Origin of the sequence: Blastococcus colisei (assembly GCF_006717095.1) — a bacterium.
GTDB lineage: Bacteria > Actinomycetota > Actinomycetes > Mycobacteriales > Geodermatophilaceae > Blastococcus_B > Blastococcus_B colisei.
In genome coordinates this window covers 674,782-692,128 of sequence record NZ_VFQE01000001.1, presented here as the reverse complement: position 1 = coordinate 692,128, position 17,347 = coordinate 674,782, and the positions used below count along the sequence as shown (strand labels likewise).

Annotated in this window: 14 protein-coding genes; all 14 read right to left on the bottom strand. The window is 71.6% G+C overall.

Going from position 1 to position 17,347, the window contains the following annotated elements; genetic code table 11:
- Positions 1-36: 36 nt before the first annotated feature.
- The 14 genes from FHU33_RS03275 to FHU33_RS03210 all read right to left on the bottom strand — a co-directional run bounded on the left by FHU33_RS03275 (position 37) and on the right by FHU33_RS03210 (position 17,346).
- Positions 37-1,113: a polyprenyl synthetase family protein gene (locus tag FHU33_RS03275; protein WP_142024083.1), complete on the bottom strand. Its 1,077-nt coding sequence runs from the start codon at positions 1,111-1,113 to the stop codon at positions 37-39.
- Positions 1,113-2,651, bottom strand: a complete 1,539-nt coding sequence (gene nuoN, locus FHU33_RS03270; RefSeq protein WP_142024082.1) for an NADH-quinone oxidoreductase subunit NuoN — start codon at positions 2,649-2,651, stop codon at positions 1,113-1,115. The genes FHU33_RS03275 and nuoN overlap by 1 nt, the downstream gene beginning before the upstream one ends.
- Complete coding sequence (locus tag FHU33_RS03265) at positions 2,651-4,255, bottom strand: NADH-quinone oxidoreductase subunit M (RefSeq protein WP_142024081.1); 1,605 nt, start codon at positions 4,253-4,255, stop codon at positions 2,651-2,653. The genes nuoN and FHU33_RS03265 overlap by 1 nt, the downstream gene beginning before the upstream one ends.
- A 34-nt stretch (positions 4,256-4,289) precedes the next feature.
- Positions 4,290-6,212 carry an NADH-quinone oxidoreductase subunit L gene (gene nuoL, locus FHU33_RS03260; protein WP_246063237.1) on the bottom strand — a complete coding sequence of 641 codons (1,923 nt, stop codon included), beginning with the start codon at positions 6,210-6,212 and terminating at the stop codon, positions 4,290-4,292.
- 19 nt (positions 6,213-6,231) lie between these two features.
- Positions 6,232-6,531 carry an NADH-quinone oxidoreductase subunit NuoK gene (nuoK, locus tag FHU33_RS03255; protein WP_142024080.1) on the bottom strand — a complete coding sequence of 100 codons (300 nt, stop codon included), beginning with the start codon at positions 6,529-6,531 and terminating at the stop codon, positions 6,232-6,234.
- Positions 6,532-6,604: 73 nt separating this feature from the next.
- Entirely contained in the window at positions 6,605-7,420 is an 816-nt protein-coding gene (locus FHU33_RS03250) for an NADH-quinone oxidoreductase subunit J (RefSeq protein ID WP_142024079.1), read from the bottom strand.
- Complete coding sequence (gene nuoI, locus FHU33_RS03245) at positions 7,417-8,040, bottom strand: NADH-quinone oxidoreductase subunit NuoI (RefSeq protein WP_211354989.1); 624 nt, start codon at positions 8,038-8,040, stop codon at positions 7,417-7,419. Before nuoI ends, FHU33_RS03250 begins: the two co-directional genes overlap by 4 nt.
- Positions 8,033-9,493 (bottom strand): NADH-quinone oxidoreductase subunit NuoH, encoded by a 1,461-nt coding sequence (nuoH, locus tag FHU33_RS03240; protein WP_170182306.1) that lies wholly within the window; start codon positions 9,491-9,493, stop codon positions 8,033-8,035. Before nuoH ends, nuoI begins: the two co-directional genes overlap by 8 nt.
- Positions 9,493-11,994, bottom strand: coding sequence for an NADH-quinone oxidoreductase subunit G (locus FHU33_RS03235; RefSeq protein WP_142024075.1), 2,502 nt, complete (start codon positions 11,992-11,994; stop codon positions 9,493-9,495). Before FHU33_RS03235 ends, nuoH begins: the two co-directional genes overlap by 1 nt.
- On the bottom strand, positions 11,991-13,319 hold the full coding sequence (gene nuoF, locus FHU33_RS03230; protein WP_142024074.1) for an NADH-quinone oxidoreductase subunit NuoF: 1,329 nt from the start codon (positions 13,317-13,319) through the stop codon (positions 11,991-11,993). The genes FHU33_RS03235 and nuoF overlap by 4 nt, the downstream gene beginning before the upstream one ends.
- A gap of 3 nt (positions 13,320-13,322) precedes the next feature.
- A complete protein-coding gene (gene nuoE, locus FHU33_RS03225; protein WP_142024072.1) occupies positions 13,323-14,417 on the bottom strand; it encodes an NADH-quinone oxidoreductase subunit NuoE in 1,095 nt (364 codons plus the stop codon).
- On the bottom strand, positions 14,414-15,742 hold the full coding sequence (locus FHU33_RS03220) for an NADH-quinone oxidoreductase subunit D (RefSeq protein ID WP_142024070.1): 1,329 nt from the start codon (positions 15,740-15,742) through the stop codon (positions 14,414-14,416). Before FHU33_RS03220 ends, nuoE begins: the two co-directional genes overlap by 4 nt.
- Before the next feature lie 58 nt (positions 15,743-15,800).
- On the bottom strand, positions 15,801-16,550 hold the full coding sequence (locus FHU33_RS03215) for an NADH-quinone oxidoreductase subunit C (protein ID WP_142024068.1): 750 nt from the start codon (positions 16,548-16,550) through the stop codon (positions 15,801-15,803).
- A 103-nt stretch (positions 16,551-16,653) separates the two neighbouring features.
- Entirely contained in the window at positions 16,654-17,346 is a 693-nt protein-coding gene (locus FHU33_RS03210) for a NuoB/complex I 20 kDa subunit family protein (RefSeq protein ID WP_142024067.1), read from the bottom strand.
- Between the last annotated feature and the right edge of the window lies 1 nt (position 17,347).

Below are 17,347 nucleotides of genomic sequence, written 5' to 3'. Positions count from 1 at the left end.
GAGCGTGCGAGCGGTGGGGGGCATGGGGGTCCTTTCTCAGCTCGTACGCGTGACCACGTAGTCGCAGAGCGCCGACAGGGCGTTCCGGACGTCCCCGGAGGGGACGGCGTCCAGCCGGGCGCGGGCCCGGTCGGCGTACTGCGAGAGGACCTCGTTGGCGCGCTCCAGTGCCGTGGAGGACCGCAGCAGCGCCAGGGCCTCGGCGTGCTCGTCGTCGTCGGTGACCGGCCGGGCCACCAGCTCGCGCAGCCGGGCGTCGGCCGGGTCGTCGCCGGCTAGGGCGAACAGGGCGGGCAGCGTCGCGATCCCCTCGCGCAGGTCGGTGCCGGGCGACTTCCCCGAGGTGCCGCCCTGGCTGACGATGTCGAGCAGGTCGTCGGAGAGCTGGAACGCCACGCCGACCTCCTCGCCGAAGGCGGTGAGGGCGGCGACGAGCGACTCCTCGAGCCCGGCGAAACGCGCCCCGAAGCGGGCCGAGGTGGCGACCAGGGAGCCGGTCTTGTCGGCCAGCACGTCGAGGTAGTGCGCGATGGGGTCGACACCGGGCTCGGCCCCGACGGTCTCCCGGATCTGTCCGGTGACCAGCCGCTCGAACGTCTGCGCCTGGATGCGCACCGCCTCCGGGCCGAGATCGGCCAGCAGGTCCGATGCCCGGGCGAAGAGCAGGTCGCCGGTGAGGATCGCGATGCTGTTGGTCCACCGGCTGTTGGCGCTGGGCGCCCCCCGCCGCACGGCGGCCTCGTCCATGACGTCGTCGTGGTAGAGCGTCGCCAGGTGGGTCAGCTCGCAGACGACCGCCGACTCGGTGACTCCCGGGGCATCCGGATCCCCCAACTGGGCGGCGAGCAGCGCCAGCATCGGCCGGAACCGCTTCCCGCCGGCCGACATCAGGTGCCCGGCCGCCTCCCGGATGAAGGCGTGCTCGCTGCCGACGGCCGCGACGAGCGCCGACTCCACGCGGGCCAGTCCGTCGGCCAGCGACGCACCGAGCGCCCCTTCGGGCAGCCAGGGACCGATGGTCGAGGCGGGGGTGGAGATCCGGCGCTGCGCCTGGGGGCTGCCGCCCTGGACCTCGGGGTTGGTGCCCTCGACTGCGGCACGGGCTCCGGTCATCAACCGACGAAGATAGCCGCCTGCTCCGCGAGGTCGAGCACCGACCCGGGCACGATGCCCAGCGCCAGGGTCGTCGTGGCGGTGATCGCCAGGACGACCGTGGTGGGCAGACCCGGGACGCCCACCGTCGGCCCGTCGGCTGCGGGGGGCGAGAAGTACATCAGCACGATGACCCGCAGGTAGAAGAACGCGGCGACGGCGCTGGCCAGGACGGCGACCAGGACCAGCGGCCACGCGCCGTCCTCGACGGCAGCCCGGAACACCGCGAACTTGCCGGTGAACCCCGACGTGAGCGGGATACCGGCCAGCGCGAGGAGGAACAGCGTCATCACCGCGGCGGTGAGCGGCGAGCGGGCGGCCAGGCCGGCCCACTGCGAGAGATGGCCGGCCTCTCCGTCGCCGTCCCGGATCAGGGTGAGGACGGCGAAGGCGCCGATCGTCGTCAGCCCGTAGGCCAGCAGGTAAAACATCGTGGCCGCCAGGCCCGAGCCCTCCCCGCCGGCCCCGAGCCCGATGACGCCGGTGAGGAGGAACCCGGCGTGCGCGATCGAGGAGTAGGCCAGCATGCGCTTGAGGTCGGTCTGGGTGAGGGCGAGCACGGACCCGACGACCATGGAGACGATCGCGACCCCGTAGATCAGCGGCCGCCACGTCCACTCGGCGGTGCCGAAGGCCACGTAGAGCAGGCGGAGGATCGCGCCGAACGCGGCGACCTTCGTGCACGCCGCCATGAATGCCGTGACCGGCGTGGGTGCGCCCTGGTAGACGTCCGGCGTCCAGGTGTGGAACGGGGCGACGCTGGCCTTGAACAGCAACCCGACGACGAGCAGCGCCAGCCCCAGGACGAGCAGGACGTCGGTGCCGTCGGCGAGGGATGCGTCCCGGATGTCGCTGAGCCGGACGCTGCCGGTGGCCCCGTAGACCAGCGCCAGCCCGTACAGGAAGAAGGCCGACGCGAAGGCGCCCAGGAGGAAGTACTTGACCGCCGCCTCCTGGGACAGCAGCCGTCGCCGGCGGGCCATCCCGCTGATCAGGTAGAGCGGCAGGCTGAGCACCTCGAGCGCGACGAACATGATCAGCAGATCGTTGGACGTGACGAACAGCATCATGCCGCCGATGGCGAAGGTGGCCAGCGGGTAGACCTCGGTCTGCACCCGGGTCGAGGTGAGCAGCTCCCGGTCACGCGGGCTGCCCGCCGGCACGGCGGCCGAGGTCACGAACGCCGACCGCGCGGGGTCCAGCGCCCGCTCGGCGAACAGCAGGATCGCCAGTGCGCCGAGACCGGCGATGGTCGCCTGGAGGAACAGCCCGGCGCCGTCGACGGCGAGGGCGCCGTCGGCGGTGACCTCACGGCGGCCGGCGAGCAGCAGGGTGCTTCCCAGCGCGCCGAGCGTTCCCACGAGGGCCACGGCCACCTGCACGGGGTGCCTGGTGTCGCGGGGCCAGAACGACTCGACGAGGACGCCGACGCAGGCCGCACCGAAGATGAACAGCAGCGGCGCCAGGGCGGCGAAGGAGAGGTCAGGGGCCTCGAACATCAGTCGGTCCCTCCGAGGTCGCTCATGGTGGCGCTGACGGCCGGCTCGATCAGCTCGAGCAGTGGCTGCGGGTAGAAACCGAGCACGATGATCAGCGCGACGAGGGGCGTCACCACCGCCAGCTCTCGCCGGTCGAGGTCCCGGAGGAGCCGGCCGCCGCGGGCCGGGGCGGGCGCGGTCACCGTCGCGGTGGCCGCCGAAGCGCCGCCACGGGCCGGCTCCGGCTGCGGTGCCGGGTCTCCGGCGTGCACGTCGGGTAGCAGCACCCCGCGGGCCGGCCCGTGCATCGTCCGCTGGTACATCAGCAGGATGTAGAGCGCGGCCAGGATGATCCCGGCCGTCGCGAGGATCGTGAACACCGGCTCCCGCGGGAACGAGCCGATCAGCACGAGGAACTCGCTCACGAAGCTGTTGGTCCCCGGCAGCGCGAGCGAGGCCAGGCCGGCGAGGAGGAAGGTTCCGGCTAGGAGCGGGGCCTTCGCGGCGACGCCGCCGTAGTCGCCGATCTGCCGGGATCCGCCGCGGGCGATCAGCATCCCGACCACGAGGAACAGCAAGCCGGTCGCGATGCCGTGGTTGACCATGTAGAGCACCGCGCCCGTGGCGGCCTCGGTGGTGAAGGCGAAGATGCCGAGCGCGATGAAGCCGAAGTGCGAGATCGAGGTGTAGGACACCAGGCGCTTCATGTCGCTCTGGCCCATTGCCAGCAGGGCGGCGTAGAGGATGCCGACGACCGCCAGGACCAGCACGAACGGCGCGAAGAACCGGGACGCGTCGGGGAACAGCGGCAGGCAGTAGCGCAGGAACCCGAACGTGCCGACCTTGTCCAGGACGCCGACCAGCAGCACCGCGCCACCGATCGGCGCCTCGGAACCCGAGTCGGGCAGCCAGGTGTGGAACGGCACCAGCGGCGCCTTGATCGCGAAGGCGATGAAGAAGCCGAGGAAGAGCAGCTTCTGCACCCCCGGGTCGATCTCGAGCTGGCGCAGCGCGTCGAAGGCGAACGTGCCCTCCCCGAGCTGGCTGTTGCTGACCACGTACAGGCCGATGACGGCGGCCAGCATGATCAACCCGCCGACGAGGCTGTAGAGGAAGAACTTCACCGCGGCGTACTGCCGCCGGGGCCCGCCGAAGCTCCCGATGATGAAGTACATCGGGACGAGCATCGCCTCGAAGAAGACGTAGAACAGGAAGACGTCGGTGGCGACGAAGACGCCCACCATGAACGCCTCGAGCAGCAGCAGCCAGGCGAAGTACGCCGTCATCGACCGGCCGCCGGGCAGCTCGTCCCGCCAGGACGCGCCGATCACCACCGGCACGAGCACCCCGATGAGCAACAGCATCACCACGGCGATGCCATCGACGCCGAGGGCGAAGGACACCCCGAAGTCCGCGATCCAGGTCCAGGAGCTGGTCAGCTGGAATCGGTCGCCGCCGGCGTCGAACGCGACCGTGGTGAGGACGGCGAGCAGCAGCACCACCAGGCTCACGCCCAGCGAGAGCTGCTTGGCGAGCTCGTCGCGGCCCCTGGGCAGCGCGGCGACAATGGCCGCCCCGATCGCCGGGACGGCGATCATCAGCAGGAGCCAGGGGAAATCGGTCACCGTCGGGACGCCTTTCGATCCGTGGAGTTCGCGGTCATCCCGCCGTCACCGCCAGCAGGGCGCCCGCGACCAGCACGGCGCCGCCGAGCATGCCCAGGGCGTAGGAACGCACGAAGCCGGTCTGCGCCCGGCCCAGCCGCGACGACGAGCCGCCGAGCGTGGCGGCCAGGCCGTTGACGGCGCCGTCGACACCGCGGTTGTCCACCCAGACCAGGGCCCGGGTGAGCCACTGGCCGGGCCGCATGAACAGCGACTCGTTGACCGTGTCGGCGTAGAGGGCGTTGCGGGCCGCCCGCGTGACCGGGGAGACCCGGACCGGCGCGGTCACCGGCACCTCGCGGCGGCCGACGAACAGCCAGGCCGCCAGGACGCCGAGGAGCATGACGACGGTCACGACCAGGCCGATCAGCGCCGGGGCGACCACGTGCGCGGCCTCCGCCGGCTCGCCGAACACCGGCTCCAGCCAGCCCGAGAGCGGGAAGACCGACACGAGCAGGGCGCCGGCGAACACCGACCCGAAGGCCAGCACGACCATGGGCGCCGTCATCACCGACGGCGACTCGTGCGGATTGACCGGGGTCGAGCCATGGCCGTCCTCCCACCGCGCCCGGCCGAAGAAGGTCATCAGCATCAGCCGCGTCATGTAGAAGGCGGTCAGCCCGGCACCGAGGACGGCGACACCGCCGAGCACCCAGCCCCAGACGTCGTCGCGGTCCAGAGCGGCCTCGATGATCGCGTCCTTGGTGAAGTAGCCGGACAGGAACGGGAACCCGATCAGCGCCAGGTAACCCAGGCCGAAGGTGACGAAGGTGACCGGCAGCTTCTTCCAGAGCCCCCCGAACCGGCGCATGTCGACCTGGTCGTTCATGGCGTGCATGACCGAGCCGGCACCGAGGAACAGCCCGGCCTTGAAGAAGCCGTGCGCGAGCAGGTGGGCCAGCCCTGCGACGTACCCGGCCGGCCCGAGGCCGACGGCCAGGAACATGTAGCCGATCTGGCTGACCGTCGAGTAGGCCAGGACCTTCTTGATGTCGTCGTAGGCGCAGCCGGCGATGGCACCGATGAGGAGGGTGAGCGCACCGATCGCGAGGACGACGGTCCGCGCTGTCTCCGTGAGGTCGTAGATCGGGGCCGAGCGGGCGATCAGGTACACGCCGGCGGTGACCATGGTGGCGGCGTGGATGAGGGCGGAGACGGGGGTCGGGCCCTCCATGGCGTCGGGCAGCCATGCCTGTAGCGGGAACTGACCGGACTTTCCGCAGGCCCCGAGGAGCAGGAGCAGCCCGATCGCGGTGATCGTGCCACCGGCCAGGGTGCCGACGGCGCCGAAGACGCCCTCGTAGGACGTCGTCCCGAGCTGGGCGAACATGATGAAGATCGCCAGGGCCAGCCCGACGTCGCCGACCCGGTTCATGATGAACGCCTTCTTGGCCGCGGTGGCCGCGGCCGGGCGGGTGTACCAGAAGGCGATCAGCAGGTAGGACGCCAGACCGACGCCCTCCCATCCGACGTAGAGGGCCACGAAGCTGTTGCCGAGGACGAGCAGGAGCATCGCGGCGACGAACAGGTTCAGGTAGGCGAAGAACCGGCGGCGCGCGGGGTCGTGCGCCATGTAGCCGATCGAGTAGACGTGGATCAGCGAGCCGACACCGGTGATCAGCAGCGCGAAGATCGCCGACAGCGGGTCGAACAGCAGTCCCGCCCGGACGTCGAGCTCACCGGTGGAGATGAAGGTGAACAGGTCGACGTCGGCCGACCGCTCCTCCAGGCCGGCGAGCTGGATCGTGCACAGCACCGCGAGGAGGAAGGAGGCGACGACGGTCGCCGTCCCCAGCAGGTGGCCCCAGCGGTCGGTGCGGCGGCCGCCCAGGAGCAGCACCGCGGCGCCGGCCAGTGGTAGCGCGATCAGCAGCCACGACCAGCCGAGCAGCCCGTCGGCGGGCAGCGTCTCAGACACAGATGTCCCCGTCTCGCCGTCAGTACTTCAGCAGGTTGGCGTCGTCGATCGAGGCGGACCTGCGGGTCCGGTAGATCGACATGATGATCGCGAGACCGATGACCACCTCGGCGGCCGCGACGACCATCACGAAGAGGGCGATGATCTGCCCGTCCACGGTGCCGGTGGACCGGGCGAACGTGATCAGCGTCAGGTTGACGGCGTTGAGCATCAGCTCGACGCACATGAAGACGACGATCGCGTTGCGCCGCACGAGGACCCCGATGGCGCCGATCGTGAACAGGATCGCGGCGAGCACGAGGTAGTAGCTCAGCGTCATGGCGTCTCCTCGCCGGCGCTCGTCGTCGACATGCCGCCGCGTGCTCTGTTCCTGGGTTCGCTCGCCCGCTCGCTCACCGTGTCCGCCCGCCGTCCTCGAGAGTCGGTGCCGTGGACCCGAGCGCCGCGTCCGGGGAACCGAGCTGCTCGCGGCCCGTGGGCCGGAGCATCTCGTCGGGCTGGGAGGGCGCGATGCCGGTCGCGAAGCTGTCCTCCGACTGGCTGCCGTCGGGGAGGATCGCCGGCACCGCGACCGAGTTGGCCCGGGCGAAGACGCCGGGACCGGACACGGTCTGCGGGCGGTCGGTGAGGAAGCGGGCCCGCGAGAGCTCCTTCTGGCCGCGCCGGCTGCCGGGGGTCCGCTCGATCTGGGTGAAGATCAGCGCACCGACGGCGGCCACGATCAGCAGCGCGCCGGTGACCTCGAAGGCCAGCAGGTAGCGGGTGTAGAGCAGTTCGGCGATCGCCTCGATGTTGCCCCCGGCCGCGCTGCCCTGCACCGCTTCGAGGCCGATGACCTGGAGGTCCTGCGTGGCACGGGCGATCCCGGCGCCCACGAGCGCGGCGAAGCCGATACCGACCAGCGTGGCCGCCACCCGCTGGCCGCGGAGGGTCTCGACCAGTGAGTCCGAGGAGTCGCGGCCGACCAGCATCAGCACGAAGAGGAAGAGGATCATGATCGCGCCGGTGTAGACGATGATCTGCACCGCGCCCAGGAAGGGCGCCTCCTGGACGACGTAGAAGACGCCGAGCGACAGCATCGTGTTGACCAGCCAGAGCGCGGAGTGCACCGCGTTCCGGCTGAACACCATGCCCAGGGCTCCGGCCAGCGAGATCGGCCCCAGCACCCAGAAGACGACGGTCTCGGCGCCGCTGAGAGTCTCGGTCATACTCGCTCCTCCGCCACCGGCTCGGCGGGTGAGGAGCCGGGGACCCGCAGGTAGTAGTCCTTCTCGTCGTCGCCGAGCCGCATCGGGTGCGGCGGCTGCTCCATGCCGGGCAGCAGCGGCGCCATCAGCTGCTCCTTGGTGTAGATCAGGTCCTGGCGGTTGTCGTCGGCCAGTTCGAAGTCGTTGCTCATCGTCAGCGACCGGGTCGGGCAGGCCTCGATGCACAGCCCGCAGAAGATGCAGCGCAGGTAGTTGATCTGGTAGACCGCGCCGTACCGCTCGCCGGGGGAGAAGCGGGCGTCCTCGGTGTTGTCGCCGCCCTCGACGTAGATCGCGTCGGCCGGGCAGGCCCAGGCGCACAGCTCGCAGCCGACGCACTTCTCCAGGCCGTCCGGGTGCCGGTTGAGCACGTGCCGACCGTGGTAGCGCGGCTTGGTCACCTTGGGCTCGAACGGGTACTGCTCGGTGGTCACCTTGCGGAAGATCTGCGCGAAGGTGACGCCGAAGCCCTGCACCGGCGCGGGCAGCAGGCTGTCACGGACCTTCGGCTTGGCCAGGTGATCGGTCGAGGGACGCGCCACCTCCCCGCCTCGGCGGGCCGCCGGGGTGCGCTCAGACATCGCCGTCCTCCTCCACAGTGGTGGTGCCACGCCGCCCGGTGCTCACGACGGGCGAGCCGTCGCTGCCCACCGGCTGGCGCCGCAGCCGGGGGGACGGCGGCACCTTCAGGTCCATCGGCGGCACGGGGAAACCGCCCTCGGCCCGGCTCGGGCCACCGGTGGGCCGGCGACGCGGTCCGGTCGGGGGCAGGACCTCGGGCTCGGTCGGGTGGTTGGAGCCGGCGGCCGCCTCGACGGCGGCGAGCCGGGTGTCCCGGTTGCTGGCCCGGCTGGCGATCAGCAGGACCCCCAGCACCACCACCGCGGCCGGCACGCCGACGTAGAGCGCGACCTCGCCGGTGGAGAGGTCCGCCTCGCGGGAGACGGTGCGCATCGTGGCGACGATGAGGATCCACACGAGCGCGACCGGGACGAGCACCTTCCACCCGAAACGCATGAACTGGTCGTAACGCAGCCGAGGCAGCGTGCCGCGCAGCCAGATGAAGACGAACAGCGCGGCGACGACCTTGAGGAAGAACCACAGCAGCGGCCACCAGCCGGTGTTGGCGCCGTCCCAGATGGAGATCGGCCACGGCGCCCGCCAGCCGCCGAGGAACAGCGTCGCCGCCAGCGCCGAGACGGTGACCATGTTGATGTACTCGGCCAGGAAGAACAGCGCGAACTTCAGCGACGAGTACTCGGTGTGGAAGCCGCCGACGAGCTCGCTCTCGGCCTCGGGCAGGTCGAACGGCGCCCGGTTGGTCTCGCCGACGACGGCGATGGCGTAGATGACGAAGGAGACCGGCAGCAGCACCCCGTACCAGCTGGGACCGGTGAACTCCCAGCCGAAGAAGTCCAGCTGGTTGCCGTCGGCCTGGGCGGCCACGATCTCCGAGGTGGACATCGTGCCGGCGTAGAGGAACACGGCCACGATGGACAGGCCCATCGCGATCTCGTAGCTGATCATCTGGGCGGCGCTGCGCATGCTGCCCAGCAGCGGGTACGTCGAGCCGGACGCCCAGCCACCCAGCACGATGCCGTAGATGCCCATGGCCGAGGAGGCGAGGATGATCAGCACGCCGATCGGGGCGTCGGTGAGCTGGAGCGGCGTGACCTCGCCGAAGATGCTCACCGAGGGGCCCATCGGGATCACCGAGAAGGCCACGAAGGCCGGGATGGTCGCGATCACCGGGGCCAGGAAGTACACCGGCTTGTCCGCCAGCGCCGGCATGATGTCTTCCTTGAACGCCAGCTTCAGCCCGTCGGCGAGGCTCTGCAGGTAGCCGCGGGGGCCGACCCGGTTCGGGCCGATCCGCTGCTGCATGCGCGCGACGACCTTGCGCTCGAACACGATGGCGAACAGCGTCAGCAGGACCAGGATCACGAAGACGCCCAGGATCTTGATGAGCACGATCCACCAGACGTCGTTCCCGAAGTCCTCGAGCGTCGGCTGGTCAGGACTGGCCAGGTACATCACTGCGCGCCTCCTACCGGGGTCGTCGTGGCGGGCGACGACACGGCCAGTCGCACCACGCCGCCGGGGCCGGTGCCGAGGTCGGAGCGGACGTCGCTGCCCGGTGATCTCATCGGCAGCCAGACGACCTGGTCGGGCATCGGGGTGATCCGCACCGGGAGGGTGATCGAGCCGGTCGCGCCGCTCACGGTGACGCGGTCGCCGTCGACGACGCCGAGCCGGCCGGCGGCGTCGGGGCCGATCCGGACCACCGGTGGGCGCGCCGTGCCGGCGAGCTCCGGCTCGTCGCGCTGCAGGGTTCCGGCGTCGATCAGCTGCCGCCACGAGGCCAGCAGGGCCTGGTCGGCGCCGAGGGACGGCGCAGCGGGCGGCGGGACTTCGAGCCCCTGGGTCGGGCGGGCACGGCCGTTGCCGGGCCGGCGGACGGCCCCGAGCGCGGCCAGCTCCGCGCGCGCCGCCTCGGGGGTGGGCAGCCGCAGGTCGACGTCCATCTCGTCGGCCAGCCCCTGCAGGACGCGACCGTCGGTCAGCCGGCCGGTGCCGTGCAAGGTGGCGTCGAAGGCCCGCGGACGGCCCTCCCAGTCCAGGTAGGTTCCCGCCTTCTCCGGCGCCGCGGCGACCGGCAGGACGACGTCGGCCCACTCGGTGACCACGCTCGGGAAGAGCTCCAAGCTGACCACGAACGAGGCGCTGGCCAGGGCGGTCTCGGCCAGGGCCGGGTCGGGCAGGTCGCAGGGGTCGACCCCGCCGACGAGGAGGCCCGGGAGCTCCCCGTCGCGGACGGCGGTGAGGATGCCGGTCAGGTCACGTCCCGGCGTGGCCGGCAGCTCGGCGCCCCAGAGCGCGCCGACCTCGGCGCGCGCGGCCGGGTCGCCGACCCCCCGGCCGCCGGGGAGCAGGGTGGGCAGCGCGCCGGCCTCGACCGCCCCGCGCTCCCCCGCCCGGCGCGGCACCCACGCGACCCGGATGCCGGTGGCGCGGGCGAGCGTCATCAGGGCAGAGAAGGCGCCGGGCACCTCGGCCAGCCGCTCACCGGCGAGGACGACGGCGCCGGGCAGGCGCAGCGCCTCGAGCGCCGGGCCTCCCCAGGAGCCGTCGGCCAGGGCCCGCAGCGACTGCGCCTCCGCCCCGGGGAGGGTGGCGAGCACGGTGGCCTGCAGCTTCTCCGCGGCGCGGGTCGCCAGCGGCGCGAGGTCGAAGACCTGCGTCTTCGCGGTGCGCACGGCGCGGCGCAGCCGCAGGAACACGATCGGCGACTCCTCCTCCGGCTCGAAGCCGGCGAGGAGGACGGCGGGCGCTGCGGAGAGGTCGTCGTAGGTGACCGCCCCGGTCGCGGGGCCGGTCCCGGCCACGGCCGCGGCGAGGAAGGAGAGCTCCTCGGCCGAGTGCGCGCGGGCGCGGGCGTCGACGTCGTTGGTGGCCAGCGCGACACGGGTGAACTTGGCGTAGGCGTAGGCGTCCTCGACGGTCAGCCGGCCGCCGGGCAGGACGCCGACCCCGCCGTCCGCTCGGGCCTGCGCGAGCCCGGCCGCCGCGGCGGCCCAGGCCTCCGGCCAGGAGGCCGGCTGCAGCTCGCCGTCCCGGCGGACGAGCGGTGTGGTGAGCCGCTCGTTCGCGGTGACGTAGCGGAACGCGTAGCGCCCCTTGTCGCAGTTCCACTCCTCGTTGACCGCCGGGTCATCGCCCGCCAGCCGGCGGGTGGTCTTGCCGCGCCGGTAGTCGCTGCGTTGGGCACAGCCCGACGCGCAGTGCTCGCAGACGCTGTCCTCGCTGCGCAGGTCGAACGGGCGGGCGCGGAAGCGGTACTGGGCGCTCGTGAGCGCACCGACGGGGCAGATCTGGGTGGTGTTGCCGGAGAAGTAGGACTCGAACGGCTCGTCCTCGTAGATGGCGACCTGCTCCAGGGCGCCGCGCTCGAACAACTCGATGAACGGGTCGCCGGCCACCTGCTGGGAGAACCGGGTGCAGCGGGCGCAGAGCACGCAGCGCTCGCGGTCGAGCAGGATCTCGCTGCTGATCGGCAGCGGCTTCGGGTAGGTCCGCTTCTCGTCGACGAACCGGCTCTCGGCGCGACCATTGCTCATCGCCTGGTTCTGCAGGGGGCACTCGCCGCCCTTGTCGCAGACCGGGCAGTCCAGCGGGTGGTTGATCAGCAGCAGCTCCATGGTGCCCTGCTGCGCCTTGTCCGCCTGGGCGCTGGTGAGCTGGGTCTGCACGACCATGCCGTCGGTGACCGGCATGGTGCAGGAGGCGACCGGCTTGCGCTGGCCCTCCACCTCCACCAGGCACTGGCGGCAGGCGCCGACCGGCTCGAGCAGCGGGTGGTCGCAGAACCGGGGGATCTGGACGCCGATCTGCTCGGCGGCCCGGATGATCAACGTCCCCTTGGGAACGGCGACCTCGAAGCCGTCGATCGTGCAGTGCACGGCGTCGGGCGGCGTGTGCGGACCCGGGGTTCCCGGCGGGACCGCGGGCGCAGGATCGGGGCTGGTGAGCGTCATGAGGCAACTTTCACGGGCTCGATGCGGAGGGTGCGGCCCAGCCGGGCCTGCTCCTCCGGGGGCAGCAGGGCGACGTAGTCGTCCTTGAAGTACTTCAGCGAGCTGGTGATGCAGCTCGTGGCGCCGTCACCGAGGGCGCAGAACGACCGGCCCAGGATGTTGTCGCAGGTGTCGATCAGGATGTCGAGGTCCTGGGCGGTGCCGCGGCCGTGCGCGATCCGCTCGAGGATCTGCACCAGCCAGTAGGTGCCCTCGCGGCAGGGCGTGCACTTCCCGCAGCTCTCGTGCGCGTAGAACTCGGTGAACCGCAGGGTGGCCTCGACGATGGAGTCGGTCTCGTCGAACACCATGAGCGCGGTGGTGCCGAGCATGGAGCCGGCCGCCGCGACCGAGTCGAAGTCCAGCGGGACGTCGAGGTGCTCCGCGGTGAAGTACGGCGTGGACGAGCCGCCCGGCGTCCAGAACTTCAGCTCGTGGCCGGGGCGGACACCGCCGGCCATCTCGAGCAGTTCGCGCATCGTCGTCCCCATGGGGGCCTCGTACTGGCCGGGGCGGACGACGCGGCCCGACAGCGAGTAGATCTTCGGGCCGGGCGACTTCTCGGGGCCGAAGTCCTTGAACCAGTCGGCGCCGCCGCGGACGACGAACGGCACGCTGGCCAGGGTCTCGACGTTGTTGATGACCGTCGGGGCGCCGTAGAGCCCGGCGACGGCGGGGAACGGCGGCTTGAGCCGCGGCTGCCCGCGATACCCCTCGAGCGAGTCCAGCAGCGCCGTCTCCTCGCCGCAGATGTAGGCACCGGCGCCGGCGTGCACGACCAGTTCAAGGTCGTAGCCGGAACCGAGGATGTCGCTGCCGAGGTAGCCCGCGGCGTAGGCCTCCTCGACGGCGGACATCAGTCGGCGGTGGGCGTGCACCGCCTCGCCGCGCACGTAGATGACGGCGAAGTGCGACCGGATCGCGTAGGCGGAGATGATCACGCCCTCGATGAGCGAGTGCGGGTCGGCCATCATGAGCGGCAGGTCCTTGCAGGTGCCCGGCTCGCCCTCGTCGGCGTTGACCACGAGGTACTTCGGCATCGCCGCCGGTCCGGTGGGGGCCTCCCCCGGCTTGGGCTGCGGGATGAAGCTCCACTTCATGCCGGTCGGGAAGCCGGCGCCGCCGCGGCCGCGCAGGCCGGAGTCCTTGACCAGGGCGACGAGCTCGTCGGGCGCCATGCGCAGCGCCTGCTTCAGCGCGGCGTAGCCCTCGAGCCGCTCGTAGGTCTTCAGGCGCCAGGACCTGTCGGCGCCCCACCGGGTGGTGAGCACGGGAGTGAGAGGCATGGCTCAGTCCTTCCGCTTCGGGGTGGACCGGCCCTCGATGGTGCGGGGCGCCTCGGCGGGGCCCTGGGCGGCCGGGGGTGGACTGGCGGGGCCTTGACCACTCGTGCCCGGCTCCTGGCCGGCCGGCGTGTCGGTGCCGGCACGGCCGTCGGGCAGCCGCCGGCCGGCGGGCTCCGGGGCGTCGGGGTGCGAACCGGCCGCACCGGCCTTCTCGGCCGGGGTGTCCGCGGCGGCGACGCGCGCGTCGGCCGCCTCCTCGCCGGGGGTGGCTCCTGTCCGGCCGGTGGGCGCGACGGTCTCAGCCGGCTCTCCGGCGTCCGGGGCCTCGCTGGGCGTGGTCCGCGGCATCGCCGGCGCCGACTCCCCCCGCTCCTCGGCCAGCCGCAGCCCGATCAGCGTCGGGCTGTAGTCGCCGTGGTGGTCGACGGCGGCGGCCATCTCGTAGGGGTCCTCGTACTGCGAGAAGCCGGCCAGCTGCCGGGAGATGCCCTTGAAGTCGGTCAGCGGGGCGCCCCGGGTCGGCGCGGGCTTCTCGCCACGGCGGAGGGCCGCGACCAGCTCGCGGGCGCTCTCGACGTCCTGCTGGTCGTAGAACTCGTAGTCCACGGTGACGACCGGCGCGTAGTCGCAGGCGGCCAGGCACTCGGCGTGCTCGAGGGTGATCGAGCCATCGGCGGCGGTCTCGTCGTGGTGGACACCGAGGTCGGCCGACAGCGCGTCCATGATCCGCTGGCCGCCGAGGACGCTGCACAGCGTGTTGGTGCAGACGCTCACCAGGTGCCGACCAGTGGGACGGCGCTTGTACATCGTGTAGAAGGTCGCGACCGCGCCCACCTCGGCCTTGGTGAGCCGGAGTTCCTCCGCGCAGAAGGTGACGCCTTCGGGTGAGACGTAGCCCTGCACCGACTGGACCAGGTGCAGCATCGGCAGCAGCGCGGAGCGAGCCACCGGGTAGCGGGCCATGATCTCCCGCGCCTCGAGGCGGGTCTGCTCGGTCAGCGGGGGCAGGTCGGCGAGGGCCTCGGGCGAGGAGTCCACGGGCGTCGAGTCCAGGCCCGTCACCGCCGTCCCCTCGGCCGAACCAGGGAGAGCACTCACCTGTCGACTCCTCCCATCACGGGGTCGATCGACGCGATGGCCGCGATGACGTCGGCGATCATGCCGCCCTCGCTCATCGCCGCCGTGGCCTGCAGGTTCACGAAACTGGGGTCGCGCACGTGCACGCGCCACGGCCGGGTGCTGCCGTCGCTGACCACGTGGTAGCTGAGCTCGCCGCGGGGCGACTCGATCGGTACGTACACCTGACCGGCCGGCACGCGGAAGCCCTCGGTGACCAGCTTGAAGTGGTGGATCAGGGCCTCCATCGACTGGCCCATGATGTGGCGGACGTGGTCCAGGGAGTTGCCCATGCCGTCGGCGCCGAGCGACAGCTGCGCGGGCCAGGCGATCTTCTTGTCCTCGACCATGACCGGACCGGGTTCGAGGCGGTCCAGCGCCTGGGCGATGAGCCGGAGCGACTCGTTCACCTCCGCCATGCGGACCAGGTAGCGGCCCCAGGCGTCGCAGGTGTCCGCGGTCGGCACCTCGAAGTCATAGGTCTCGTAACCGAGATACGGCTCGACCTTGCGCAGGTCCCAGGGCAGACCGGTCGCCCGCAGCACCGGCCCGGTGATGCCCAGCGCCACGCAGCCGGTGAGGTCGAGGTAGCCGGCGTCCTTGAGCCGGTTCTGCCAGATCGGCTGACCGGTGAGCAGCCGGTGGAAGTCGGCCACCCGCTTGGGGAAGATCTTCAGGAACTCACGGATGCTCTCGACCGAGCCCTCGGGAAGGTCCTGCGCCAGGCCGCCGGGGCGGATGTAGGCGTGGTTCATCCGCAGGCCGGTGATCTCCTCGAGCAGGTCGAGGACCATCTCCCGCTCGCGGAAGCCGTTGGTCATGCCGGTGAGGGCACCCATCTCCATGCCGAACGTGGCCAGCGCGACCAGGTGCGAGGCGATCCGGTTGAGCTCCATCACCAGGACGCGGATCGTCCGGGCCCGCTGCGGCACCTCGACGCCGAGGAGCTTCTCGACGGCCATGCAGTACCCGGCCTCGTTGAACAGCGGGGACAGGTAGTCCATCCGCGTCACGAAGGTCGTGCCCTGCGTCCAGTTGCGGTACTCGGTGTTCTTCTCGATGCCGGTGTGCAGGTAGCCGATGACCACCCGCGCCTTGGTCACCGTCTCGCCCTCGAGGTCGAGGACCAGCCGCAGGACGCCGTGGGTGGAGGGGTGCTGCGGCCCCATGTTGACGACGAGGCGCTCCTCGCCGTGCGGATCGGCGAAGGTCAGGTCCCAGTCGCCACCGGTGACGGTGTAGACGCGGCCCTCGGTGGTCTCGCGAGAACCGGCGTACGGGTCGGCCTCGTTGTACGTGGTGCTCATCGGTACGCCCTCCGGGTGTTCGCGGCGGGACGATCACCGCGTGACGTCAGATCCCGGCTCATCGGTAGCTCCGTCGCGTGTCCGGCGGCGGGATCGTGGCGCCGTGGTACTCCACGGGGATCCCGCCCAGCGGGTAGTCCTTGCGCTGCGGGAAGCCGTCCCAGTCGTCGGGCATCAGGATGCGGGTCAGCGCGGGGTGGCCGTCGAAGACGATCCCGAACATGTCCCAGGTCTCGCGCTCGTGCCAGTCCGCCGTGGGGTAGATGCCCGTCACCGACGGCACGTGCGTGTCCTCGGCGGTCACGGCGATCTCGAGCCGGATGCGCCGCCGATAGGTCATCGAGGTCAGGTGGTAGACGACGTGCAGCCTCGGCCGGCCGGGGTCGACGGCGGGGCCGCCGCTGTCGAGGTAGTCGACTCCCGAGACGCTGCTGCACAGCTCGAAGCGCAGCGCCTCGTCGTCCCGCAGCGCCTGGACCAGCGTCAGCAGGTGCTCCCGGGCGATGAAGTAGGTGATCTCGCCACGGTCGACCAGCACGCGGTGGACGGCGGCGTCGTAGGTCGCCTCGCCGACGGCCTCGATGAGCGCGTCGGTGACCTCGTCGAACCAGCCACCGTACGGCCGGTCGGTGGAGTGCAGAGCCACCGCGCCGCCGGGCTCCACCCGGACGAGGCCACCGAAGCCGGAGGTGTCGCCGCTGCCGGTGACGCCGAAGGCTCCCTTGCGGAACCCGCCGCTCGGAGCCGTGCTCGCGTCGTAGCCGGCCTCCTCGCGGCCGGGGACGATCTCTCCCCCGTCGTTGCTCATTGCTCCACTCCGGACTCGTTCCGCTCCTCGGTCGCTGTCCCCCGCAAGCGGGAGGTGCCCCCAGCCTGGAGCGATGCTCGCTCGCCCGTCGTGTTCGCGGCGCTCATCGCCACGCCTTCCCGAGACCAGCAGGACGTTCCTCCGGCAGCAGGACGGCGTTGCCGTCGCGCTGCTCGATGAGGAATTGACCGGTACGTCCCTGCGCCGCGGCCTCCTCGTACGCGCGCCGCGCCTTCTTGTCCACGCGCACCGTGGAAGGCATCTCGACGTGCAGGTCCTCGGCCGTGCCGTCTTCGCGCGCCCGCTCGAGCGCGCGCTCCCGCTTCGCGCCGAGCGGCTCGTGCTGGATCTTGTGGTGCAGCTTGAGGATCGCGTCCATGAGCATCTCCGGCCGCGGCGGGCAGCCGGGCAGGTACATGTCCACCGGGACGATGTGGTCGACGCCCTGGACGATCGCGTAGTTGTTGAACATGCCGCCGGAGCTGGCGCAGACGCCCATGGCGAGCACCCAGCGGGGCTCGGGCATCTGGTCGTAGATCTGGCGCAGGACCGGGGCCATCTTCTGGCTGACCCGCCCCGCGACGATCATCAGGTCGGCCTGGCGTGGCGAGGCGCGGAAGACCTCCATGCCGAAGCGGGCCAGGTCGTAGCGGCCGGCACCCGACGCCATCATCTCGATGGCGCAGCAGGCCAGGCCGAACGTCGCCGGCCACAGCGACGACTTGCGCGTCCAGTTGACCAACTTCTCGACGCTGGTCAGCAGCACGCCGCTCGGCAGCTTCTCCTCGAGTCCCATC